Raw genomic sequence first — 23,565 nt, 5'->3', positions numbered from 1 at the left:
TGTCAGACCCAATCCAAAGCGTCATCAACAAGGCCGGTCACGCTAATCGTGAATTCGGACCCTTCGGCGGTATCCACCAAGGCTGAATGATCGTCGATAAGCTCTTTCGCCTCAACGACCGAAGCAATGGTGCCGTCGAATGTTTGCATGACGGTGTTGGCAACGCTCACGTTGTTCAGGCCGTTCACGACCGCATAGTATGCGCCAATCTCCGCCTTGGTTTCGAGGTATTGCGCGTCCGCCGCACTTCCGGTGGCAGCTTTGGCACCATCGATCATCGCAAGGATGAATTCTGATCGTTCCCTTACACCGCTATCAAGGATGTTGGTCCAATAGTCGAACCCATCTGCATCGGGCGCGCGACCCAAAATGTTCGAGTAGACGGCGGTCACGAAGTCGCCTGTGCTGCTAGAGCCTCCATAAAGCGCCTGAGTTTCCGGTTGATCAAAGAACTCACGCGCGATGTCGTTCATTGCCATGCCATCGGCTAGCGCTGATCCCCAGAACAACAGGCCCGTCGAATCCGGTGCACGGTTGAAATACGCGACGTAGAGCTCGCAGAACGCCAGCATGTCCGCATCGGTCAGCGTGCTCACGTTGGTGAAACGACTGAGTTCGAAAGGCGTGCCGTCGAATTCGAGGATCTCGATACTGTTGAGCGTGTCGGTGCCGTCGCCACCACTGCGATCTTCAATGACGATTGTGCCGTTGCTGACTGTCAGGCCATAGTTGGATATGTCGGCCATGTAGACAGCCGTATCCGTTCCGCCTTCACCCGACAGGATGTCATTGCCACCAGAGCCGGTGATCCGGTCATCTTGGTCTGTACCGATCAGGTTTTCGGCAGTTGCAGTACCCACCAGCACGCCGGGGGCTTCTGGCTGTGGGTCAGTGCTTGGCGGAGCGGGCATGGACTGCTCGATCACATCCGGTGTGGTCTGACCTCCGGTCATCGCAAAATTCTGCGTGACCATCACCGAATAGTACGTACCAGAGTCATATGTATACGCTCCGGTCTGAATGCCGATTCCGACGACTTCAAGCTCCGGCATGAGAATATTCTCGCGGTGGCCCGGGCTGTTCATAAGGGCGACGTGAAGATCATACACGTCATCAAACAGGCCTTCGGCCCCCCGCTCGCTCTGGGCGGCGATGTTCTCGGCAGTTCGCCATGATCCAGACAGATCAAAGCCTTCCGCCGTCATACGTTGAGTCGGCGTAGATCCAGCCACGCCGGTGTGACTGAAGACATTGTTTTCAAGCATCCACAAGGAATGCGCATCAGCGGACGCGTTCAAGACCTGATCGAGAACAAGAGCGTCCAAGCCGTGGCTTGTGCGTTCCTCGTTCACGAGATCCAACATGTACCGCTCCAGATCACTGGCGGTGGCAGCAGACATCTCAAACTCCCCAGTTCGAGCCCCAAATAGATGTCTAAGGAGCGACTAGGGCAAGAAACAGGAGCGAATGTGTTTAAAATTTGCTATTTTATGCCGGGTTTACGCAGGAAATCGCCATCTCTCCGAAGATTTGTGGCGCGTATGTGTCAAGATAGATGCGTAACCAGGGGGTAAAGCGGCTAGGTTCCTTAACCACGTCCTGCACCAAATCGCCATAACGCACCCATCGAGTCGCCATGACTTCGTCGGGATTGAGCGCAAGGTCCAGTGAACCGTCAACTTCGGCGACAAAGATGTCCACCACTTCGTGTTCGATAAGACCGCCACCTACATCGGCGCGGTATTCGACGCGGTCGCGATATTCCAGAGCGAGCCCGGTGATGCCAAGCTCCTCTTTCAAACGCCGGTTGGCGCAATCAAGGCTGCTTTCCTTCCAGTTCGGATGGGTGCAGCACGTATTCGCCCACATGCCCGGCGTGTGGTATTTCCCCATTGCCCGACGCTGAATCAGGATCTCGTCCCCGCGCAGAACGAACACCGAAATCGCTTTGTGTTTGAGGCCCCGAACATGGGCATCCAGCTTTTCAACGGGTTCCAGTGTGTCGCCACACCATGCGGGGATAAGAGTCTGGGTCATACATGCGTCTCCCGCACCAGCCCCAACAAATGACGTGCGTTCTTGAAGCCGATCTTCAGATGCGCAAGGGGCCGTGCTTTCACGAGCTTTTTGTTCATATACGCTTCAAAGGTCAGCTTTTGAACATCGACATCGTGACACAGGGACACGAACCGTTCGCGGCGCGAGTCGCTTTTGTAATAGGCGTCCTGCATCTGGCCAAGAACACGGAACACCGTCTTATGCTCTTTCATGAACAAACGGCGGGCCAGCGCCAGATCGGTGATCCTGCCGGATTTCAGCGTGGCGGCGCAGGCTGTTGCGGCAACCCGCCCACAGACCATCGCATAATAGATACCTTCGCCACTGGAGGGTGCCACAACGCCAGCCGCATCACCGGCCAAGACCACATCGCGCGCATTGTCCCAGAACCGCAATGGCTTGAGAGGGATCGGCGCGCCTTCCTTGCGCAGGGTTTCGCAATCGGCCAGACCCGAGGCTTGGCGCAGGGCAGCGGTGGCCTCTTTCAGGTTTACGCTTTGTATATAGGTGCCCATGCCGACCGATGTGGTGCCGCCATGTGGAAAGACCCAACCATAGAAATCCGGGCTGATTGCACCGTCATAGATCACGTCGCAGCGCATCGGATCGTAGAGGTCGTTCTTTTCGGGCGCGGCGATGATCTCATGATACGCAAAGACCAGCGGAACCTTGTCGCCACCGGGGATTTCATCACGGGCCACGCGGGAATTCGCGCCATCCGCGCCGATGATCAGCCGGGTTTCAAGCTGACGCTCTTCGCCGGTTTCCTTGTCACGGTAGACCACCCAGCGTTTTTTGGCCTTCTTGTCGCGATCGATCCGTACGAATGTTCCCGTGAACCGTACGGCACCGGCAGCTTCGGCACGTGCGCGGAGGAACGGGTCAAAATCCTTGCGGTCGACCATGCCGACGAAACCGTTTTCAATCGGGATATCCACATGGCGCCCGGTGGGTGAAATCATCCGAGCGGTATTCACCTTGGCAACCAGTTGGTCTTCACCAATGTCAAAGTCCTGCATCAGGCGTGGAGGAATTGCCCCGCCGCAGGGTTTGATCCGGCCTTCACGATCCAACAGTGCAACCCGGTGCCCGGAGCGTGCCAAATCCTCGGCAGCGGTTGCACCGGATGGGCCACCGCCCACAACAACAACATCATACATGGTCACTCTCCTGCGATCAGTTCGGCTTGTGCAGGGCTGCCCTCCATGATGCGCAACGCCATGACGGCAGCGCACAGGAACAACCCGGCTTCAAATACAAAGACGGCCCCAAAGGCCGGCGCGTCGGTGGTCATAGTCCGCATCACGTCAGCAGCAGCAGCGCCGGTCAGACCGCCAAAGCCTGCGGCAATCGCTTGTGCTGCGCCCCAAAGGCCCATGCGCGTGCCTTCGCGTTTTTCCCGGCCTTCACCGGCCAGTGCCATCATCGACCCGATGGCAGCGACCGCGAAGGCGCCATTGAAAAAGCCCAAGGCAAAGACAGCTGGCAGCAAAGTATCGGGCAGTGCATAGCCGCCCAGAATGGCAATCACACACAGGCTGGCCGCTGATCCAAGGCAGCCGCCAATCACCCAGTTGCGTAAGCAACCAAAGCGCAGAGCCGTTGCAGCGATGCCAACGGTCAACATGCCAAGGAAAACGCCGCCGTTCTGGATGCCGGACAATGTGGTGCTTTCACCAGGAGTGAAGCCAAACACGAGACCTGCATAGGGCTCCAAGATCAGCTCTTGCATGAAATAGGCGGTCATCGACAGGAAGACGAAGATCGTGAACATCCTTGCCTTGGGTTCGGCCCATACCTCGGCCAAGCCTTCACGGAAAGGAACGGGGTCAGGCTCGGGCGCGGCCTCGACGCCACGTTCGATGTGCCAAGTTGCAAGCACAGTGATCGCCAGAGCTGTCAACGCGACTCCGATCACGACTTCGATCAGAACTGCGGGTGTGTATGGATCAAGCAATTGGCCGACCACGCCGGCGGTCATCGCGATGCCGAAGATCATCATCAGCCATGTGATTGTTGCCGCAGCGGCCCTGCGGTGCGGCGCGGTTGCCGTGGCGAGCAGTGCGAGAACAGACGTGCCCGCAGCCCCGGCCCCAAGGCCGATCAGCGCGTACGCAAGAATCGACATCGCCAAGCCCACGGAATAGCTGTTCGCCATTTCGACAACACCCAGCGCGGCCAAGACACCACCCGCAGCAAGGATAACCATCCCTCGCAAGATCCAGCGGGTGCGATTGCCGCCTTTGTCCGAAAGAAAACCCCAGTTGGGTCGCGTGATTTGGATGCCATAGTGAAGACCAACCAACATGCCCGGCAGAACGGCGGGTAACGCCAGTTCGACGACCATCAATCGGTTCAGCGTGGATGTTGTCAGCACAACGATGGCACCGAGCGCCATTTGCACCAAGCCCAGTCGGACGATAGCGAGCCAGCCCAAGGTCATCAGATGGCTCCTACAGCGCGTAGGGCAAAGGCCGAAACCATCATGCCCGACACGTACATCAAAACTCCGGTCGCATTGTACCAAGGGGCTTTTGCCTTTGGGTCCTTGAGCATAACGGACATGGCCCAGATCTGCCCAAGAACCAGCGCAAGCACGATCGACGCGTGTGTCGACTGCCCCCATTTGGCCAGCGCGAGAATGACGAAGACCTGTGGAACAAGCATTACGATACAGGCAACCTTGGCTGCTTTTTCTGGGCCGAGCGTCACAGGCAGGGAGTTCACTCCCATCTGCGCATCACCTTCTAACGCCTTGAAGTCGTTAAGCGTCATGATCCCGTGCGCGCCGATCCCATAGAGTAACGCGATCAGGATGATTGGTCCCGATGGGAGCGTCTGACTGAGAACCGCAGCTCCGGTGAACCACGGCAATGATTCATAGGACAAGCCAACCAATCCAGGTCCGAACCAGCCCGACCGTTTCAGTCGGATCGGTTCGACCGAATAGGCCCATGCCGCGATCACTCCGACAACCGTTGCGATGAATCCCCAGGTGCCCAAGGTCGCGCCTAAAGCCAACGAAAGCGCCGACATCGCAAGTGCGATCCATAATCCCCATCGCCCCGGGATACGACCGGACGGAATCGGCCGGTTTGGTTCGTTGATCGCATCAACGTGGCGGTCGCACCAATCGTTGGCGGCCTGACTCATTCCGCAGACCACGGGACCGGCAAGGATCACACCAACGATCAAAAGGCCAATATGTTCGGTGATGGCCACACCCGAGGCCACGGCCCCGCACGCATAGGCCCACATCGGCGGGAACCATGTGACGGGTTTGATCAGCTCCAGCATTGCCGAAGGGGCAGGGTAGCGATCTTGGTGTAAACTTACGCTGACAGTCATGTGTCAACTAGACACGACAATTCGATTCACATCAAGCGAAACAGAACGATCACAGTTGGATTTGAACAGGGCGAAATGACGCTATTCGCGCCTCATTCGCCATCGCCGTCCTTATTGAGCAAGCCATACTTGCGCAGCTTTACATAAAGGCTCTGCCGCGACAGACCCAACATCTCGGCCGCTGCAACGCGGTTATTGCGAGTCAGGCTAACGGCCGTTTCGATACACATCTTTTCGACCACATCCGTTGTCTCGGACACGATTTCCTTGAGCGTCGCAGACCCAACAAGCTCCATCACGTTGCGGCTTGATTCCTCGGACGTTTGCAGTGGCGCTTTGCGCATTGCATCGACGCGGCTGATATCCCGGATGATGAAGCCCAAAGTTGGCTCGTTCCGATCTTCGAAGAAGGTAACTGACATTTCGACCGGCGTTTTTGCCCCGAAATCGTTCAGGAGCTTGGTCGAATACATCCGCATCTGACCCGTGCGCCGCGCATTTTCGATCAGCACGCTCATGTCGATCTGACCCCGACCAAGGAAGTCTGCCAAACTGCGACCACGTACATCAACGGCATGTGCGGCATCTACAAGATCGAGGAACGCGTCGTTGCACGCCTCGATAGCGCCGGTCGCCGACGTAAACACGAATGCGTCCGCGCCTTTTTCGAACACTGCCGAAAGATTGGAAGACAAGTTGTCGAACCGGGCATGTGCCTCGTCTGCGGTGGACAGCCGACAGATCAGAATTCGCTCGCCTGCAGCACGGAACACCTGTGGCGTGACCATGACCCGCTGACGTCCCCGGCGAGACTGAACTTCAAGACCCGAATTGTTTTCCGAAATCGAAGCATTGATCAAAGCCTCGGTAAACTCCTCGGGCCGTTTATCCCGAAATTCCTGCGCGAACGAGGACCCGATCAAGTCATCGCGACTGGATTGCAAAAGCGCTGCCGCAGGGTCGTTCAAATCTTTGATCTTGCCGTCATTGACCGACACGAAAACGACCGCATCTCGGACCGTCCGGAGGAGCAACCGATACCGTGCATCGAATTCGCGACGCGCCTCATACCCTTGTTCCAAAGACATCTGCGCCTGAACAAGCTGTTGTTGCGTTTCGGCGATGGGTCGCAAGTCACGACCAAGCATGAGGAAAGAGCCGTCAGATCCAAACGGATGAAAACTATACCGGACAGGGAATTCCCAAACGGCATTGTCTGTATGGTTCAATTCAACAGAGCGCGACGGCGTTTCGCCCTTTTCCATCAGTTCCATGACGGCTTCGATCTTGGGACGGCTTTCGCGAGTCAGAAAATCCATCAGCGGACGCCCCTCCCAATGGCTCAACTTGCCAAAGGAGGTTTCATTGGGGTTGATCAAGACAGACAGGATTTTACCGTTGTGGGACACCACAAGCGCAATATCGGACGCAACTGTGATGATACTCGACAGAACTTCTGCGTCGATAAGTGGTACGGAGCCGCTGCTCCAAAAACTGGACCCACTTGTATTCATTACCGCGTCAAAGACCTGCTTCTGGACTTGTTCTTTTCGCACAGCTTCAGTGCAACCTTCACATCGTTTGTCACCAGATCGACATCGGTCTTCTCTTTGACGCCATCCGCGAGGTTCAGAACAATGCCTCCCAGAACGAGAGGTGGTGGAGCCAAGACACTGGTTCTAATGCGTTTAACCAACTTTGCGATTGATGCAAGCGCGTCGGGACGTGAGCCCGAAAACAGAACCATATCGTAACTTTCTTCCGACAGCGCTTTGACGATCGTTTCGTCACGAGCGCCGAACAGAATTCTAACAGATGCTCCGGCGCGCCGCATCTGGGCCGTCGCAACGTGTGGCCCAAGGGTGTGACTGTCATTGCCCTGCAGCAACATCAGCACATTCACGCCATTAGCGATCTCTGATGGCTTGGCCGCCCATGGTGGCGCCAGAAGTGTGAGCAACCCTTGCAGTCGCGCGGTCGCGATTGTGACCTTTGCAAAACCGATAACATCGGCAGACCACATCCTGCCCAACTCGCGGGCGGCTTGCGGAATATAAATGTCGACAATCTGGTCAGCGCTGATGCGACGATCCTTCAGATCTTCGAGCAGGGCCTCGGAGTTGAATGCACTGGTCTGGAGGGCGACATCGACAAGTTTCTGCACGACGCTGCTGCGGATCGTCTGGGCGCCTTCTTCTCCCTTGTCGCTTAGCACAGAGAGTACAGTCGATGCCAAGGCCGAAATATCGAGCCGACTGTCCTCCGAGGACGTGCGATCGTCGGTATGGTCGTTTGCCATTGTCAAACCCTCGTAACCGATAATGCGCGACACATGTCAGGCATATCAGACAGCACCAGTCTCTGATTCTTGCTCTGGAATGTCCAAGATAATTGACACTAAGTCCGGTTAGGCTTTTCTTTCAAGGCGGTAAAGACCAAAAAATCCCTGAAAAATTATGAGTTATCCGTATTTTTGGAGAATCATTGGAGATTCAGACATGCGGTGGATAGTACCGCCCAAGTGTGTAAGTTTTAGTTGACACTTGGGGTCTCGCGTAGATACTTTTTGGAGAACAAGAACGGAATCGTAGACATGGCAGGATCGGAACGCGCCGCTGGGAAATCAGCATTTCTCTATACAGAGGAACAGCGCGCACGTCGGGACAACAGCATCTGGACCACCATCCAGGGGGTGCTTGCGCCGCTTCAATTCCTTGTTTTTCTTGTCTCTTTGTCGCTTGTGGTACGGTATCTCATCACTGGTGCGGGCTATGATGCGGCCACGATTTCGATCCTGATCAAGACGGTTTTCCTGCTCACCATCATGGTGACGGGGGCGATTTGGGAAAAGGTCGTGTTTGGGCAATACCTCTTTGCGCCTGCATTCTTCTGGGAAGACGTCTTTTCCTTTCTCGTGATCGCCCTGCACCTCGCCTATGTCTGGGCGCTCTGGACGGGTGTGCTTAGCTCGAACGATCAGATGTGGCTCGCGCTAGCGGCTTATGCCGCCTACGTGATCAATGCTGGTCAGTTCCTCTGGAAATTGCGGGTTGCGCGCCTCGAAGCAGGCAAAGCCAACCCAACCAATGAGGTCACAGCATGACCGAACAGTTCGCACCTCCTCCGTCCCGCGGGTGTTCCAACACGCCTGTTCTCAAGCAACGCGGCCAGCACGAGGTGTTCTGTGGCTTGACCGGGATCATCTGGTTGCATCGCAAGATGCAGGACGCGTTTTTTCTAGTCGTCGGAAGCCGGACCTGCGCGCATCTTCTCCAATCGGCTGCGGGTGTGATGATCTTTGCCGAGCCACGTTTCGCTACGGCGATCCTTGAGGAAACCGATTTGGCCGGCATGGCCGACGCTCAGAGAGAGCTCGACCGCGTGGTCAGTGAATTGTTGGCGCGTCGCCCGGATATCAAGCAGTTGTTTCTTGTCGGGTCCTGCCCGTCCGAAGTGATCAAGCTTGATCTCGCCAAGGCCGCTGAGCGCATGAGTGCGCAATTTGCGCCCAACGTTCGTGTGCTGAGCTACTCAGGCTCGGGCATTGAAACCACCTTCACCCAAGGCGAAGACGCTTGCCTTGCCGCGATGGTTCCGGTTCTGCCGGAAACAGATACGCGGGAGCTACTTCTCGTTGGTGCGTTGCCGGATGTGGTCGAGGAACAAGCCATTGGACTGCTCGAGGCGATGGGCATTGGTCCGATCCGGGTTTTGCCTGCCTCGCGTGTGAATGACGAGTACGGGATCGGAGCCAACACGCTCTATGCCCTGACTCAGCCATTTCTGACGGACACACACGAAGCGCTGCAGCGCCGTGGTGCCAACCATATTGCAGCGCCTTTCCCGTTTGGCGAGGAAGGCACAACCCAGTGGCTCCGGACGATTGCGGATCAATTTGGCGTTTCGGATGCCAAGTTTGCAGAAGTCACCGAAGCACCGCGCGCCCGCGCTCGCAAGGCTGTCTCGCAGGCCTCCGAAGCACTTAAGGGCAAGACAGTATTCTTTTTCCCGGATAGCCAATTGGAAATTCCGCTGGCGCGATTCCTGACACGCGAATGCGGGATGGAGGCCATCGAGGTGGGTGCACCTTTCATCCACAAAGCCGTTATGACCCCCGATCTTAATCTGCTGGCCGAAGGCCCGGTCATTGCCGAAGGTCAGGACGTCGACAAACAGCTTGACCGCTGTCGTGCTGCGGCCCCCGATCTTACCGTATGTGGCCTTGGCCTTGCCAACCCGCTCGAGGCGGATGGGTTGACCACCAAGTGGGCCATCGAACTTGTCTTCACCCCGGTACATTTCTACGAACAAGCAGGCGACTTGGCCGGACTGTTCTCGCGTCCTGTCCGTCGCCGCGACCTCCTCAAGCTGGAGGCGGCAGAATGAAGCTTACCGTCTGGACATATGAAGGTCCGCCGCATGTCGGCGCGATGCGCGTCGCCACTGGCATGACGGGTTTGCACTATGTGTTGCACGCGCCTCAGGGCGACACCTATGCCGACCTTCTGTTCACCATGATCGAACGGCGCAATCACCGCCCGCCGGTAACGTATACGACGTTTCAGGCGCGTGATCTTGGTGCCGATACTGCGTATTTGTTCAAGGATGCCGCCACCGCCGCTTATGAGCGGTTCAAGCCGGAAGCGATGATCGTAGGCGCGTCTTGCACGGCAGAGCTGATTCAGGATGATCCCGGAGGTTTGGCGGAAACGCTGGGCCTGCCCATTCCGGCCATTCCATTGGAACTGCCAAGCTATCAGCGCAAAGAAAACTTTGGCGCGGATGAGACGTTCTTTCAGATTGTCCGGCACCTTGCGAAGCCGATGGAAAAGACCGCACGGGTGACTGCCAACCTGATCGGCCCAACAGGACTTGGTTTCCGTCACCGCGACGACATTGTCGAGGTGACCGGTTTGCTGATGGATATGGGGATCGAGGTGAATGTCGTGGCGCCGATGCCTGCTTCGCCGTCCGAGATCGCCAAAATGGGTCAGGCGCACTTCAACGTGCTTATGTACCCCGAAACTGCCGAAACCGCCGCCCGTTACATGGAGCGCGAGTTTGGTCAGCCCTACACCAAGACCGTACCCATCGGCGTTGGTGCTACACGTGATTTCGTTGCCGAAGTCGCAAAACTGGCAGGAATAGAGCCTGTTTTGGACGAAAGCCGCCTGCGGTTGCCCTGGTATTCGGCAAGCGTTGACAGCACGTACCTGACTGGCAAGCGCGTATTCCTGTTTGGTGATGGCACACATGTCGCGGCCTGCGCCCGCATCGCGCGCGATGAGATGGGGTTCGAAGTCGTCGGGATGGGTTGCTACAACCGTGAACAGGCCCGGATGCTTCGGAGCGTGGCTAAGGAGTTCGGCGTCGAGCCTCTGATCACTGACGACTATCTTGAGGTCGAGCGTCGGATCGAAGAGCTGGCTCCCGAGCTGATCCTCGGAACGCAGATGGAACGCCACATCGGCAAGCGCCTTGGTATTCCCTGTGCGGTGATTTCCGCGCCGGTCCACGTTCAGGACTTTCCTGCCCGATACAGTCCCCAGATGGGCATCGAAGGCGCAAACGTGATCTTCGACACATGGGTTCATCCGCTGGTCATGGGTCTGGAAGAGCATCTGCTCACCATGTTCCGTGAGGATTTTGAATTCCACGATGATGCGGGCGCCAGCCATCATGGTCACAAAGCCAAGCCGCGCGAAATCGGTGCCCTCGAAACCGCCGAACCAGAGACTGATCTCGCCCAATCAGCCTCTGTTAACACCGACGCGTTCGAGATTGTCTGGCTTCCTGCAGCCGAAAAAGAACTTAAGAAAATCCCGTTTTTTGTGCGTGGCAAAGCCAAGCGCAACACTGAGACGTTCGCGTCCGAACGGGGTGTCTCCGAGATCAGCGTCGACACGCTTTACGAAGCGAAGGCCCATTATGCGCGATAGTTTCACCGAAGCCCGGGCGTATAACATCGCCATCATCACGTTGGACAGCCACGCGGCTGGTCCTGTGGCGCGGGCTTCCGTGAACCTTGCGCGCGATTTCCCCGGTTTGAACGTGTCTGTTCATGCCGCTGCGGAGTGGGCGGAAACGCCCGAAGCCCTGACCGAGGCGAAGGCCGCGATTGCCAGTGCCGATATGGTTGTGGCGAACCTGCTTTTCCTTGAAGAACACATCAAGCCAATCCTCGACGATCTGCATGCGGTGCGCGACAAGGTTGACGGTATGGTCGGCGTCATCGCCGATGCCGAGATCATCAAATTGACCAAGCTGGGCAAGCTCGACATGAGCAAACCGGCATCAGGTCTGATGAAGATCCTCAAGTCGCTCAAGCCCAAGTCCACGGAGTCCGAGGTCGAAAAGGGTGAAAAGCGGATGCAGCAACTGCGCCGCCTGCCCAAGATGCTCAAGCTGGTTCCCGGCAAAGCGCAGGATCTGCGGTCGTGGTTCCTTGTCATGCAGTATTGGCTGGGTGGCTCTGACGACAACATCGAAGCAATGGTGCGCTATCTGCTGGGCAAATATGCCAAGGGTCGTTCCGAGTGGCTGGGTGCCGTTGCGGAAGCACCGATCGAATATCCTGATGTGGCTCTGTATCACCCGGACTTGCCGCAACGTATCACGACCAACCTAGCCGATCTGCCCCGTCCGTCCGAGGTCAAGGCGACCGTTGGTTTGCTGATGATGCGGTCCTACGTGCTGGCGAATGATACTGCGCATTACGACGCGGTCATCCGCGCATTCGAAGCCAAAGGCATGGCCGTTGTTCCCGCTTTTGCAGGCGGCCTTGATGGCCGCCCCGCGATTGCCGAGTTTTTCCGCAAGGACGACCGCACCAATATCGATGCAATGGTGTCCCTGACCGGGTTCAGCCTTGTTGGTGGCCCTGCGTATAACGACAGTTCCGCCGCGGTTGAGGTTCTCAAGGATCTCGACATTCCCTACATCGCCGCACACCCGCTTGAATTCCAGACATTGGGCCAGTGGGCCAATGGTGACCAGGGTCTTGGCCCGATTGAAACCACCATGCTCATCGCGTTGCCGGAGCTTGACGGTGCCACATGTCCCACAGTGTTCGGTGGTCGCCACGGACCTGACGGCTGCAACGGATGCCACTACCAGTGCCCGTGTGATACCGCGAGCAAGGCTATGGCCCCATGCCGTGAACGGATCGAAAGCCTTGCGGAAAAAACTCTGCGGCAGGCCACGCTGCGGCGTAAGCAGAACGCGGACAAGAATGTCGGCATCGTTCTGTTTGGCTTTCCACCCAATGCAGGCGCTGTTGGCACCGCCGCCTACCTCAATGTGTTCGAGTCGCTGTTCAACACGCTGCATGCGATGAAAGCTGACGGCTATGATCTGGAGCCGCCAGAAACCGTGGCCGCCCTGCGTGCCGCCGTTCTTGAGGGCAACGCCAAGCAATACGGCCAAGAGGCCAATGTCGCTGCCCATGTGAGCGCCGATGACATCGTCCGCAACACGCCGCCGCTTAAGGCCATCGAAGCGGTCTGGGGTCCGGCCCCGGGCAAGATTCAATCTGACGGGCGTGGCGTGTTTGTATTGGGTGCGCAGTTCGGCAAGATTTTTGTTGGTGTGCAACCGACCTTTGGGTACGAAGGCGATCCGATGCGCCTTCTGTTCGAAAAGGGCTTTGCCCCGACGCATGCCTTCGTTCAGTTCTATATGTGGATGCGCAACACGTTCTGTGCGGATGTGGTGCTGCATTTTGGGATGCATGGCGCTTTGGAATTCATGCCGGGCAAGCAGGCCGGTCTGGGTGCGCGCGATTGGCCGGATCGGCTGATTGGCGAAATGCCCAACGTCTATCTTTACGCGTCCAACAACCCGTCCGAGGCGTCATTGGCCAAGCGGCGCTCTGGTGCTGTCACCGTCACGCATTTGACCCCACCCTTGGCGCAATCGGGTCTTTACAAAGGTTTGCAAGAGCTGAAGGACAGCCTGACGCGCTGGCGCTCGCTTGGTCCGGCAGACCATGAGCGGGCCGATCTGGAAGCACTGATCGCGGAACAGGCTGAAGCCGTCGATATGGAAGGCGTCGCCCCGGAAGCGCTTTGGCTTAAGCTGCTTGAAACCGAAGACGCGCTGATCCCCGATGGCCTGCACATTGTGGGTAAGACCTTTAGCGATGCTGCGCGTGCCGAATATCTCAAGCTGATCGAAACCGCGGACGCCGAAACCAAGGCGCGTGTTGATGCGCTGTTGCAGGAAGAGACCGAACTGGCGGGTCTTCTGCGTGCCATGGCCGGACGGTATACGCCACCGGTTCCCGGTGGGGATTTGATCCGGTCCGCCGACGTTCTACCGACTGGTCGCAACATCCACGCGTTCGATCCTTTCCGTATGCCGACCGAATTCGCCTGTCGCGATGGTGCTAAGCAAGCAGAGCTATTGCTTGCAACACACAAGTCCCTGCCGCGTACCGTCGCGCTGGTGCTTTGGGGCTCGGACAATATCAAATCCGATGGCGCCCCCTTGGCACAGGCGCTGGCCCTGATCGGCGCCAAACCGCGCTTTGACAGCTTTGGTCGGTTGTCAGGTGCGGACCTAATTCCGCTTGAGGAGCTCGGCCGCCCGCGCATCGACGTTGTGATGACCCTGTCCGGCATCTTCCGCGATCTTCTGCCGTTGCAGACGCGGATGCTGGCCGAAGCCGCCAAGAAAGCGGCAGAAGCGGATGAGCCGCTGGAACTGAATTACATCCGGGCGCATGCTTGGGTCTACGCGCAGGAAAACGGTGTCGATCTTGAAACCGCGGCGCTGCGTGTCTTCTCGAATGCCGAAGGCGCATATGGGTCCAACGTCAACGCCTTGGTCGACAGCAGCGCATTCGGAGATGAAGACGAACTCGCTGATGCCTACGAGGCACGCAAGTCTTTCGCGTATGGCGTCAACGGCAAAGCAGCGGCTAACCACGCGCTGCTGCAGGAAACGCTGAAAACCGTTGATGTCGCCTACCAGAACCTCGAATCCGTCGAGCTGGGTGTCACAACGGTTGACCACTACTTCGACACGCTGGGCGGTATTTCCCGCGCGGTGAAACGTGCTCGCGGTGGTCAGGAAGCGGCGATCTACATTTCCGACACCACGCGTGGCAATGGCAAGGTGCGCACGCTTCAGGATCAGGTCGCACTTGAAACCCGGTCGCGCAGCCTGAACCCCAAGTGGTTCGAAGGCATGCTGAAGCACGGGGCCGAAGGTGTGCGCCAGATCGAGGCGCAAGTCACAAACACGATGGGTTGGTCCGCCACCACCGGCAAAGTGGAACCGTGGGTCTATCAGCGCCTGAGCGAAACCTTCGTTCTGGACGAAGACATGCGCGCACGTCTGGCCGATCTCAATCCGACTGCATCGAGCCGCATGGCCAACCGCCTGCTCGAAGCACACGACCGCAACTACTGGCATCCCGACGCCGAAACTCTGGCCGCGTTGCAAGACGCTGCCGACGCTCTGGAAGATCGCCTTGAGGGGATCGCCGCAGAATGAGCGCCAACACCTATAATCGGAGGCCCAAATGAGCCCACTTGACGCAAAAAGCCCGCCCGCCGCCCGCGCCGCACTTCGCGAAGCCGCAGGTCTGGAAGCGCGCGGCCTGTCCGCGCCGCCTATCCTCAAGGGACAGGATGGCGAAGGATCGGTGCAGGTGCATCAGGACAATTCGATGAAGATCGAAGGCGCCAAGGTGTTCGCCGTGTACGGCAAGGGCGGGATCGGCAAATCGACCACCTCTTCGAACCTGTCGGCCGCCTTTTCGATGTTGGGAAAGCGCGTACTGCAGATCGGCTGCGACCCCAAGCACGACAGCACATTCACGCTGACCGGCAAACTTCAACCAACGGTGATCGACATCCTGAAAGAGGTTGATTTCCACGCCGAGGAACTGCGCCCTGAGGATTTCATGGCCGATGGTTTCAACGGTGTGAAATGCATCGAAGCTGGTGGTCCGCCTGCCGGGACCGGCTGCGGTGGCTACGTGGTTGGTCAGACCGTCAAACTGCTCAAGCAGCATCACCTGCTGGAAGACACTGACGTCGTTCTGTTCGACGTGCTGGGTGACGTCGTATGCGGCGGCTTTGCCGCGCCGCTGCAACACGCTGACCGGGCCGTGATCGTGACGGCCAATGATTTCGACAGCATCTATGCAATGAACCGGATCATTGCCGCCGTTCAAGCCAAATCGGCCAACTACAAGGTGCGGCTCGCGGGCTGTGTCGCGAACCGGTCCAAGGACACGGACGAGGTGGATCGCTACTGCAACGAGGTCGGCTTCAAGCGGATCGCGCACATGCCCGATTACGACGCTATCCGCCGGTCACGGCTCAAGAAGAAGACTCTGTTCGAAATGCCGGACGAGGAAGACATCGTCATGGCCCGCAAGGAATACATCCGCCTTGCCGAGACGCTGTTCAACAGCACCGAGTCGATGGCGCCTCAACCGCTCGAGGATCGGGACATTTTTGAACTGCTGGGGTTCGATTGATGAGCTACGACGCCACACGCGATCGGGTCGAGCATTATTTCGACCGCACGGCGACCAAGGTTTGGGAGCGTCTGACTTCGGACGCCCCGGTCAGCCGTATTCGTGAAACGGTCCGCAAAGGCCGGGACCAGATGCGCGACAAGCTCTTGTCGGCTCTGCCGTCGGATCTAAACGGTGTCCGCGTACTGGACGCCGGTTGTGGCGCAGGGCAAATGACGCAAGAACTGGCCCAACGTGGTGCCGAAGTGGTTGCTGTCGATATCTCGCCGTCGCTGGTCAAGATAGCGCGCGACCGCCTACCCGAGCATTTGCAGTCTCATGTGACATTCGCCAGCGGCGATATGCTGTCGGCGGATCACGGCACGTTCGACCACGTGATCGCGATGGACAGCCTGATCTACTACACGGAAGCAGACATCCGCTCGGCGCTGGCCAAGTTGGGAGAACGCACACGGGGTTCGGTCGCGTTTACCGTTGCTCCGCGCACGCCCTTGTTGATGACGATGTGGTACGCCGGAAAAGCGTTTCCGCGCTCGGACAGGTCACCCGTGATGATCCCGCACGGGCCGTCACGTTTGTCGAAAACAGTCTCTGATATTGGCCAACTTAACGATTTGGGTCGGGTGAATTCCGGCTTTTACATAAGCCAAGCCTTGGAGTTACGTCCATGATCGTAAGCCGCTCTCAGGTGAAGTCCTTGGGCATGAGGATGCTTCCGTTTTCGGACGCGGCATCTGATGATCTGCCTTTGGGCCAACTGTTGCGGCTTGCCTTGTTCCAAGTGTCGGTCGGCATGGCGGGTGTCATGCTGCTGGGCACATTGAACCGTGTCATGATCGTAGAGCTTTCGGTCCCCGCGACCCTTGTTGCGATCATGGTTGCGTTGCCGGTTCTGATTGCGCCCTTCCGGGCCTTGCTTGGCTTCAAATCAGACAATTATCGCTCAGCCATCGGATGGAAGCGCATCCCGTACCTTTGGTTCGGAACGCTGTGGCAGTTCGGCGGACTTGCGGTCATGCCAGCCTGTCTCTTGGTCCTTGGCGGAGATGTGACCCACGATGTGCCCTTTGCGGGGGAAGTCCTAGCGGCGCTCGCCTTCATCATGACGGGTTTTGGGATGCACATGACCCAAACCGCTGGTCTTGCGCTGGCAGCCGACCGCGCGACGGACGAGACGCGCCCGCGCGTGGTGTCGTTGCTCTACGTCATGTATCTTGTTGGCATGGGTGTTTCCGCCATCGTGATTGGTTGGCTGCTCCGCGATTTCTCGGGTGTTCTTTTGATCAGCGTCGTTCAGGGCTGTGCCGTTGCAACGCTCGTGTTGAATGTGATCGCGCTTTGGAAACAAGAGCGCGTGCGTCCTATGACAAAAGAAGATCGCGAGGCACCGCAGCCGTCTTTCAAGGATGCTTGGGCTGACCTGACGGCCGGGGGAACAGCGGGACGTCTGCTGGCAGTGGTTTTCCTTGGTACGATGGCCTTCAACATGCAGGACGTTTTGCTGGAACCCTATGGCGGCGAAATTCTTGGCCTGAGCGTATCATCGACGACACTTCTCACGGCGACTTGGGCGCTGGGTGCGCTGCTAGGTTTCGCCTTGGCGGCGCGTGTTCTGGCCAAAGGCGGTAACACCTACCGCATGGCGTCTGTCGGATTGCTGGCTGGGGTCGCAGCCTTTTGCATCGTAATTTTTGCAGCGCCGATGAATTCGACATTTTTGTTTTTCCTCGGCGCTGGCCTGATCGGGTTTGGCGGAGGCTATTTCGCAATCTCGACCCTGACAGCGGCCATGACGCTCCCCTCTGATGGACTTGCCGGGCGCGGCCTTGCGCTGGGCGCTTGGGGTGCAGCTCAGGCCACGGCGGCTGGTTTGTCGACCCTTGTCGGAGGCGCCACCCGTGACGGCGTCAACATGGTCGCAATGTCCGGGAATCTAGGCGAAGCGCTTGCCACTCCGACAACCGGATATTCCGTCGTTTATCATATCGAAATCGGACTTCTGTTCGCGACGCTCATCATACTGGGTCGTCTTATCAGCCAGAACAGAAGTATCCCCACTCTCAACCAGAAACCGACAGGGCTGGGCCTTGCCGATTTCCCAACCTGACCAAGGCCCATCAAGGAGCACTAAAGATGACCGAAGACTACATCCTTGGAAACCTCGACCTCGCGAGTATTTCGCTCTGGTTGTTTTTCATTTTCTTCGTTGGACTCGTGATCTGGATTCAGCGCGAGAACCAGCGTGAAGGCTACCCGCTTATGGACGAAGACGGCAGCCAAGCGGATGCCGGCAGCGTGTTTCCAAATCCGTCGGACAAGACCTTCCTTCTGCCGCATGGCCGTGGCGAATACACTGTTCCGTCGGGCCAGACACCCGAGCGCACGGATATCGACGCGAAACTGACGCGTCAGTTCGACAGCGGCGGATTCCCCTTTGATCCGGTGGGTAACCCGCTGGCAGATGGCGTTGGTCCGGGTAGCTGGGCACCGCGCCGCGACGAGCCGGAACTGGATGGCCACGGTCATCCGAAGATCATCCCGATGTCGGGCAGCGAACATTTCCGCGTCTCTGCGGGTCGCGATCCGCGCGGTTTGCCAGTTGTGGCTGGCGACGGTGCAATTGTCGGCAAAATTACAGACATGTGGGTCGATGAGCCGGAACAGATGGTGCGCTATCTTGAGATGGAACTGGATGCCGAATACGGCGGCGGGTCGCGCCTTGTGCCGATCACCTTTACCCGTATCTGGGGCAACCGCGTGAAAGTCCGTTCGATCTTTGGTGAACACTTTGCAGGAGTTCCGCAGATCGCATCGCCGCAGCAGATCACCAAGCTCGAGGAAGAAAAGGTCAGCGCCTACTACGGCGGCGGCACGCTCTATGCGAGCAAGGAACGCCAAGAGCCGCAAATCTGATCAAGACAAGAACCAACAGCCGCAGCCACGGCTTTAGGAAAGGGAACCCACCATGCCGCACGACGATTTTCAGGTAGAACCGGTCAAAGGTCTTCCAGAGACACCTCCCGAGGGGGAGGTGATCCTCTGGCAAGGCAAACCGGATTGGTGGGCCCTGTCCAAGGAATCGCTGAACTTGCTCTGGGTCGCTGGGTACTTCGTGTTCCTTGCAGCCTGGAGGTTTGTGGCGGTCATTGACCTCATGCCGCTTGGGCAGGCGATCTGGGCATCTGTGCCTTTCCTGATCTTGGGTGTCATCGTCTGTGCCCTGCTGATGGGAATTGCCTGGGCGCAGGCGCACTACACTGTCTACACAGTCACCAACCGTCGGATTGCGATGCGGATCGGTGCGGCTTTGACGGTGACGCTGAACCTGCCGTACACTCAAGTTGGTTCAGCCAATCTGGACCTGCGCAAGTCTGGCACGGGAACCATTGCCTTTGATCTTCTGGGAGACACACGGATCAGCTATCTTGTATGCTGGCCGCATGTTCGCCCGTGGCGCGTGTCGCCGACGCAACCGGCGCTGCGCTGTATTCCCGAAGCGGAAAAGATCGCTGCAATGATTTCCGAGGCTGCACAGGCACGCGTTTCGACCCCGCAGGTGGAACGCACCAGCAATGTGGCACCGTCCGCAGTCGCGGCGGAATAGAGAGGGCCTGTAATGCAAACGCAAACTGTCGACAAAGCCCGCATCCACGCCACAGAACGTGAGCTCGTCCCGCGCCTTTTTGTGCGCGCGATGTTCGGCATGGTCATGATCTGCCTTATCATGGTGAGTGCCTATCGCTGGATGGATGGACCTGTGCAGTACACCGCGCCGGACTCTCCGGTGGTGATCGAGAAAACGCTTTTCCTTGAAGGCGCCATGAGCGGTGCCGCAAAGGTATTTGCCGAGGATGGCACATTGGTTGCCGAGTATTCGCCGGAAGAGGGTGGGTTTCTGTCCGGCATGTGGCGCGTTCTACAACGGGAACGCACCAAGGCACGTGTTGATCTGGATGGTCCGGTGATCATTCGCGCACGTGAGAATAACCGTCTTGAGATCTTTGATCCCAGCACGGGATGGGGCGCCGACCTTATGGGTTTCGGCGCTGACAACTCGGCGGCCTTCGCCAGGCTGCTGAAATAACCGAAAGGGAATCGGACAATGGGTCTGTTGACAAAAGAAATCGAAAGGGCGCCGTGCACAGTGGAAATCAGCCACTGTTTCGAGAGCCTTCATGCACATGTGCGTTTCAACAATGGCGCCGTGATCTACCCCGGTGACGAGGTAAAGGTTCAGGGGCCAGAAATTATGGCCGCCTTCGGAGAGGTCGTGTCTGAAGATCGTGAAGCGATCATCGTTCGCGCCTCCAAACTCGAACAGATTTGGACCCGCCTCACAGGTGACTTCGAAGTTATGGAACTTTGCGAATTCTCGTTCTCTGAAGAGGTGACGCTATGAACATGCAAGTGCCCCAAAATTCGCGCACCTCTGGTGCGACGCACACCGCCGACGCGACCACGGTCGAAGAAAGCCTTGCGATCCAAGAAGAGCAGGCGAAGTACGACGACAATTTCGCAACCGAAACCGCGATGGCGAACACGCTTCTTACGCCGCGGTTCTACACCACGGATTTCGACGAGCTCGACGCGATCAATGTCGATGGTATCCGCGCTGAATGGGACGAGCTGATCGCCCAGATGGAGGCGGACCCGAACAAAGGCCATTTCAAGAAGAACGAAGACTGGGACCATGTCGATTGGGAGAACATGGAGCCGCAGCTGAAAAAGGAATTCATCGACTTCCTGATCTCAAGCTGCACTGCCGAGTTCTCGGGCTGCGTCCTTTACAAAGAAATGAAGCGGCGCGGCAACAACAAGGATATCACTCAGCTGTTCCAGTTGATGGCGCGCGACGAGGCGCGGCATGCCGGGTTCATCAACGACGCTCTGCGTGAAGCCGGGCTTCGCGTGAACCTTGGTTTCCTGACGCAGTCAAAGAAATACACCTATTTCCGGCCCAAGTTCATCTACTACGCCACCTACCTGTCGGAAAAGATCGGCTATGCGCGGTATATCACGATCTTCCGCCACCTTGAGGCGAACCCGGAACTTCGGTTCCACCCGATTTTCAAGTGGTTCGAAGAGTGGTGCAACGACGAGTTCAGCCATGGCGAAGCTTTCGCGTTGCTGATGAAGACCGACCCGAAGCTGACCAGCGGTCGCAATGTCTACTGGATCAAGTTCTTCCTGACGGCGGTATACGCCACAATGTACGTGCGCGATCATCAACGACCGGCCTTCCACAAGGCGCTGGGCGTGGACCCTGACTGGTACGCGCATGAGGTGTTCACCAAGACATCCGAGCTGACCAAGCAGATCTTCCCGATCACCTTGGATATCGACCATCCGCGCTGGCAGCCGACGTTGGAACGCTTGCAACGGGCGAATGTGCAGATTGCTACTGGTAAAAAGCAAGGTGGTCTGGGTGGCAAGCTCAAGGAACTTGTGGGTTCCGCCAAAGCGGCGTCGTGCTTTGTCTCGCTCTACTTCATTCCGGTGAAGACACATAAAGTACCCGCCGTGACGCGACTGGTGCCGTCCTACTGATCTGGTTTCGCCGCCTTCGGGCGGCGACCATGTGGGGGCCAGCCCCCACACCCCCGGCATATTTGAAAAAAGAAGAAGGACAAAACGCGTGTTAAGTGACCCTTGGATTGCCGCCCTTGTGGCGCTTTTTCTCTGGTGGTTTTCCACCGGAGTGATCCTGATGGTCGTGAAATACGCTGACCGGCGCGGGTTGCGTTTCGGTCAGGTCCTAACATGGCTTGCGCTTCCGATCTTTTTTCTTGGTGCCTACGGCATAGGAATGACCGCGCATCTCGAAAGCCATATATCGGCTTACTATTCATTCCTTGCGGCACTTGCGCTTTGGGGTTGGATCGAATTGGCGTTTCTGACCGGAACGATTACCGGTCCCAACCGTCTTGTTTGCCGCGGAGATGTACCTGAATGGGAACGGTTCATCCGGGCATGGGGTACGATTGCCTATCATGAGATGCTGCTTGCTGGCACGCTGATCGTGCTTTGGCTGTTTACGCAAGACGCTGTGAACAGCTTTGGGTTCTGGACATTCGCTGTCCTGTTCTTTGCCCGTGTGTCGGCCAAGCTGAACCTGTTTCTGGGTGTTCCCAAGATCAACACTGAATTCCTGCCAAAGCCGCTGGCGCATCTTCCCAGCCATTTCCGGTATGCGAAGATGAACTGGCTGTTTCCGATTTCGGTCAGCGCTCTGACCTTTGCCGTCGCGTGCTGGCTCGAGCGGATTTATTCCGCGCAGTCTGTGGCGGATACGATTGGATTTGCCCTTCTGGCCGCACTGACCGCGCTCGCGTTGCTTGAGCACTGGTTCATGGTGTTGCCGTTGCCCGACGAGAAACTCTGGCGCTGGATGCTTCCCGCGCCCAAACCAAAACAACAAGACAAGACGATACGAACGGAGGACGCCCATGGACTTTGACAGCTTGTTCAACGCCCAGCTTGATACCCTGAAAGAAGAAGGGAACTACCGCATATTTGCAGAGCTGGAGCGCAAATGTGGCGCGTTCCCGAGAGCAAAGTCGCATGATGACGACTGCCCGGACGAAGTGACTGTTTGGTGCTCGAATGACTATCTTGGCATGGGACAGCACCCCGATGTGATCAAGTCGATGCAGCACGCCGTCGGTGAGAATGGCTGTGGGGCAGGTGGCACACGCAACATTTCTGGCACCAACCACCAGCACAAACTGCTTGAGACCGAACTTGCCGATCTGCATGGAAAGGAATCAGCACTGCTATTCACGTCGGGGTACGTATCCAATTGGGCCGCACTGTCGACTCTGGGTGCGCGACTTCCGGATGCGGTGATCTTGTCGGATGAGTTGAACCACGCATCCATGATCGAGGGCATACGCCATGCGCGGTGCAACAAGGTGATCTGGAAGCACAACGATCCAGAAGATCTGGACCGCAAGCTTGCTGCGTTGCCTTCGAATGCGACCAAAATTGTAGCGTTCGAGTCGGTTTATTCGATGGACGGTGATATCTGCCCGATGAAGGAAATCGTCGAAGTGGCCGAAAAGCACGGCGCAATGACCTATCTCGACGAAGTGCATGCCGTTGGCATGTATGGCGCGCGCGGCGGCGGTGTATCAGAACGCGAAGGTTTGGCGGACCGCATCACCCTGATTGAAGGAACGCTTGGTAAGGCGTTCGGCGTTATGGGTGGGTACATCACCGGGTCGGAAGCGATGTGCGATTTCATCCGCTCTTTTTCATCCGGGTTCATCTTCACAACCGCGCTGCCCCCAGCAGTTGCGGCGGCAGCGCGCACGTCGATCCAGCATCTCAAGAAGAGCGATACGGAGCGGAAGCAACAGCAAGTGCAGGTTGCCAAGTTGCGCAAACGGTTGGATGACATGGGAATTCCACATATTCAGAACCCGAGCCATATCATCCCTGTGATGATCAAGGATCCAGTCAAATGCCGGATGCTCGCGGACATTCTGATGCAGGACTATGGAATCTATGTGCAACCAATCAACTACCCAACGGTGCCAAAAGGGACAGAGCGTCTGCGTTTCACGCCGGGGCCGCTACATTCGGACGCAGATATCGAACATCTAGTTCAGGCGCTCGCAACCCTTTGGAAACAGTGTGCTATTGCGCATCAGGTCGCTTGACTTCAC

The 23,565-nt window shown here is 57.5% G+C and carries 21 protein-coding genes; 14 read left to right on the top strand and 7 right to left on the bottom strand.

Features of this window, described 5'->3' with window-relative positions:
• Nucleotides 1-2: 2 nt before the first annotated feature.
• The 7 genes from MCRY_RS22760 to MCRY_RS00260 all read right to left on the bottom strand — a co-directional run bounded on the left by MCRY_RS22760 (nt 3) and on the right by MCRY_RS00260 (nt 7,705).
• Nucleotides 3-1,400: a DUF4214 domain-containing protein gene (locus MCRY_RS22760; RefSeq protein WP_138487789.1), complete on the bottom strand. Its 1,398-nt coding sequence runs from the start codon at nt 1,398-1,400 to the stop codon at nt 3-5.
• Nucleotides 1,401-1,488: 88 nt separating this feature from the next.
• Nucleotides 1,489-2,037: an isopentenyl-diphosphate Delta-isomerase gene (gene idi, locus MCRY_RS00285; RefSeq protein WP_085627470.1), complete on the bottom strand. Its 549-nt coding sequence runs from the start codon at nt 2,035-2,037 to the stop codon at nt 1,489-1,491.
• Nucleotides 2,034-3,218 carry a geranylgeranyl diphosphate reductase gene (locus tag MCRY_RS00280; RefSeq protein WP_085627469.1) on the bottom strand — a complete coding sequence of 395 codons (1,185 nt, stop codon included), beginning with the start codon at nt 3,216-3,218 and terminating at the stop codon, nt 2,034-2,036. Before MCRY_RS00280 ends, idi begins: the two co-directional genes overlap by 4 nt.
• A 2-nt stretch (nt 3,219-3,220) precedes the next feature.
• Nucleotides 3,221-4,501, bottom strand: a complete 1,281-nt coding sequence (locus MCRY_RS00275; protein ID WP_085627468.1) for a BCD family MFS transporter — start codon at nt 4,499-4,501, stop codon at nt 3,221-3,223.
• Nucleotides 4,501-5,406 carry a chlorophyll synthase ChlG gene (chlG, locus tag MCRY_RS00270; protein WP_085627467.1) on the bottom strand — a complete coding sequence of 302 codons (906 nt, stop codon included), beginning with the start codon at nt 5,404-5,406 and terminating at the stop codon, nt 4,501-4,503. Before chlG ends, MCRY_RS00275 begins: the two co-directional genes overlap by 1 nt.
• 92 nt (nt 5,407-5,498) lie before the next feature.
• Complete coding sequence (ppsR, locus tag MCRY_RS00265; RefSeq protein ID WP_085627466.1) at nt 5,499-6,920, bottom strand: transcriptional regulator PpsR; 1,422 nt, start codon at nt 6,918-6,920, stop codon at nt 5,499-5,501.
• Nucleotides 6,920-7,705, bottom strand: coding sequence for a cobalamin B12-binding domain-containing protein (locus tag MCRY_RS00260; RefSeq protein ID WP_138487790.1), 786 nt, complete (start codon nt 7,703-7,705; stop codon nt 6,920-6,922). The genes ppsR and MCRY_RS00260 overlap by 1 nt, the downstream gene beginning before the upstream one ends.
• Before the next feature lie 294 nt (nt 7,706-7,999).
• On the opposite strand from MCRY_RS00260, the gene bchF reads away from it, so the two are divergent.
• The 14 genes from bchF (at nt 8,000) to hemA (ending at nt 23,559) form a co-directional block, all read left to right on the top strand.
• The gene (bchF, locus tag MCRY_RS00255; RefSeq protein WP_085627464.1) at nt 8,000-8,509 is read left to right on the top strand and encodes a 2-vinyl bacteriochlorophyllide hydratase; all 510 of its coding nucleotides are present in this window, start codon (nt 8,000-8,002) and stop codon (nt 8,507-8,509) included.
• On the top strand, nt 8,506-9,792 hold the full coding sequence (locus MCRY_RS00250; protein ID WP_085627463.1) for a ferredoxin:protochlorophyllide reductase (ATP-dependent) subunit N: 1,287 nt from the start codon (nt 8,506-8,508) through the stop codon (nt 9,790-9,792). Before bchF ends, MCRY_RS00250 begins: the two co-directional genes overlap by 4 nt.
• Nucleotides 9,789-11,345: a ferredoxin:protochlorophyllide reductase (ATP-dependent) subunit B gene (gene bchB / locus MCRY_RS00245; protein WP_085627462.1), complete on the top strand. Its 1,557-nt coding sequence runs from the start codon at nt 9,789-9,791 to the stop codon at nt 11,343-11,345. Before MCRY_RS00250 ends, bchB begins: the two co-directional genes overlap by 4 nt.
• Nucleotides 11,335-14,904 (top strand): magnesium chelatase subunit H, encoded by a 3,570-nt coding sequence (locus tag MCRY_RS00240; protein ID WP_085627461.1) that lies wholly within the window; start codon nt 11,335-11,337, stop codon nt 14,902-14,904. Before bchB ends, MCRY_RS00240 begins: the two co-directional genes overlap by 11 nt.
• Before the next feature lie 175 nt (nt 14,905-15,079).
• Nucleotides 15,080-15,898 (top strand): ferredoxin:protochlorophyllide reductase (ATP-dependent) iron-sulfur ATP-binding protein, encoded by an 819-nt coding sequence (bchL, locus tag MCRY_RS00235; protein WP_238939601.1) that lies wholly within the window; start codon nt 15,080-15,082, stop codon nt 15,896-15,898.
• On the top strand, nt 15,898-16,569 hold the full coding sequence (gene bchM, locus MCRY_RS00230; RefSeq protein WP_085627459.1) for a magnesium protoporphyrin IX methyltransferase: 672 nt from the start codon (nt 15,898-15,900) through the stop codon (nt 16,567-16,569). Before bchL ends, bchM begins: the two co-directional genes overlap by 1 nt.
• A complete protein-coding gene (locus tag MCRY_RS00225; RefSeq protein WP_085627458.1) occupies nt 16,566-18,005 on the top strand; it encodes a PucC family protein in 1,440 nt (479 codons plus the stop codon). Before bchM ends, MCRY_RS00225 begins: the two co-directional genes overlap by 4 nt.
• Before the next feature lie 26 nt (nt 18,006-18,031).
• Nucleotides 18,032-18,811, top strand: a complete 780-nt coding sequence (gene puhA, locus MCRY_RS00220; RefSeq protein ID WP_085627457.1) for a photosynthetic reaction center subunit H — start codon at nt 18,032-18,034, stop codon at nt 18,809-18,811.
• Nucleotides 18,812-18,863: 52 nt separating this feature from the next.
• The gene (gene puhB / locus MCRY_RS00215) at nt 18,864-19,502 is read left to right on the top strand and encodes a photosynthetic complex putative assembly protein PuhB (RefSeq protein WP_085627456.1); all 639 of its coding nucleotides are present in this window, start codon (nt 18,864-18,866) and stop codon (nt 19,500-19,502) included.
• 12 nt (nt 19,503-19,514) lie between these two features.
• Nucleotides 19,515-19,982 (top strand): photosynthetic complex assembly protein PuhC, encoded by a 468-nt coding sequence (puhC, locus tag MCRY_RS00210; RefSeq protein ID WP_085627455.1) that lies wholly within the window; start codon nt 19,515-19,517, stop codon nt 19,980-19,982.
• Between the two features lie 18 nt (nt 19,983-20,000).
• The gene (locus MCRY_RS00205; protein WP_085627454.1) at nt 20,001-20,297 is read left to right on the top strand and encodes a hypothetical protein; all 297 of its coding nucleotides are present in this window, start codon (nt 20,001-20,003) and stop codon (nt 20,295-20,297) included.
• Nucleotides 20,294-21,445, top strand: coding sequence for a magnesium-protoporphyrin IX monomethyl ester (oxidative) cyclase (gene acsF / locus MCRY_RS00200; protein ID WP_085627453.1), 1,152 nt, complete (start codon nt 20,294-20,296; stop codon nt 21,443-21,445). Before MCRY_RS00205 ends, acsF begins: the two co-directional genes overlap by 4 nt.
• A gap of 88 nt (nt 21,446-21,533) precedes the next feature.
• Nucleotides 21,534-22,355 (top strand): putative photosynthetic complex assembly protein PuhE, encoded by an 822-nt coding sequence (puhE, locus tag MCRY_RS00195; RefSeq protein WP_085627452.1) that lies wholly within the window; start codon nt 21,534-21,536, stop codon nt 22,353-22,355.
• The gene (gene hemA, locus MCRY_RS00190) at nt 22,345-23,559 is read left to right on the top strand and encodes a 5-aminolevulinate synthase (RefSeq protein WP_085627451.1); all 1,215 of its coding nucleotides are present in this window, start codon (nt 22,345-22,347) and stop codon (nt 23,557-23,559) included. The genes puhE and hemA overlap by 11 nt, the downstream gene beginning before the upstream one ends.
• Nucleotides 23,560-23,565 lie beyond the last annotated feature (6 nt).

Source organism: Marivita cryptomonadis, assembly GCF_002115725.1.
GTDB lineage: Bacteria > Pseudomonadota > Alphaproteobacteria > Rhodobacterales > Rhodobacteraceae > Marivita > Marivita cryptomonadis.
Note: the sequence above shows the minus strand (reverse complement) of the source record. Positions and strands in the feature narration are given on the sequence as shown.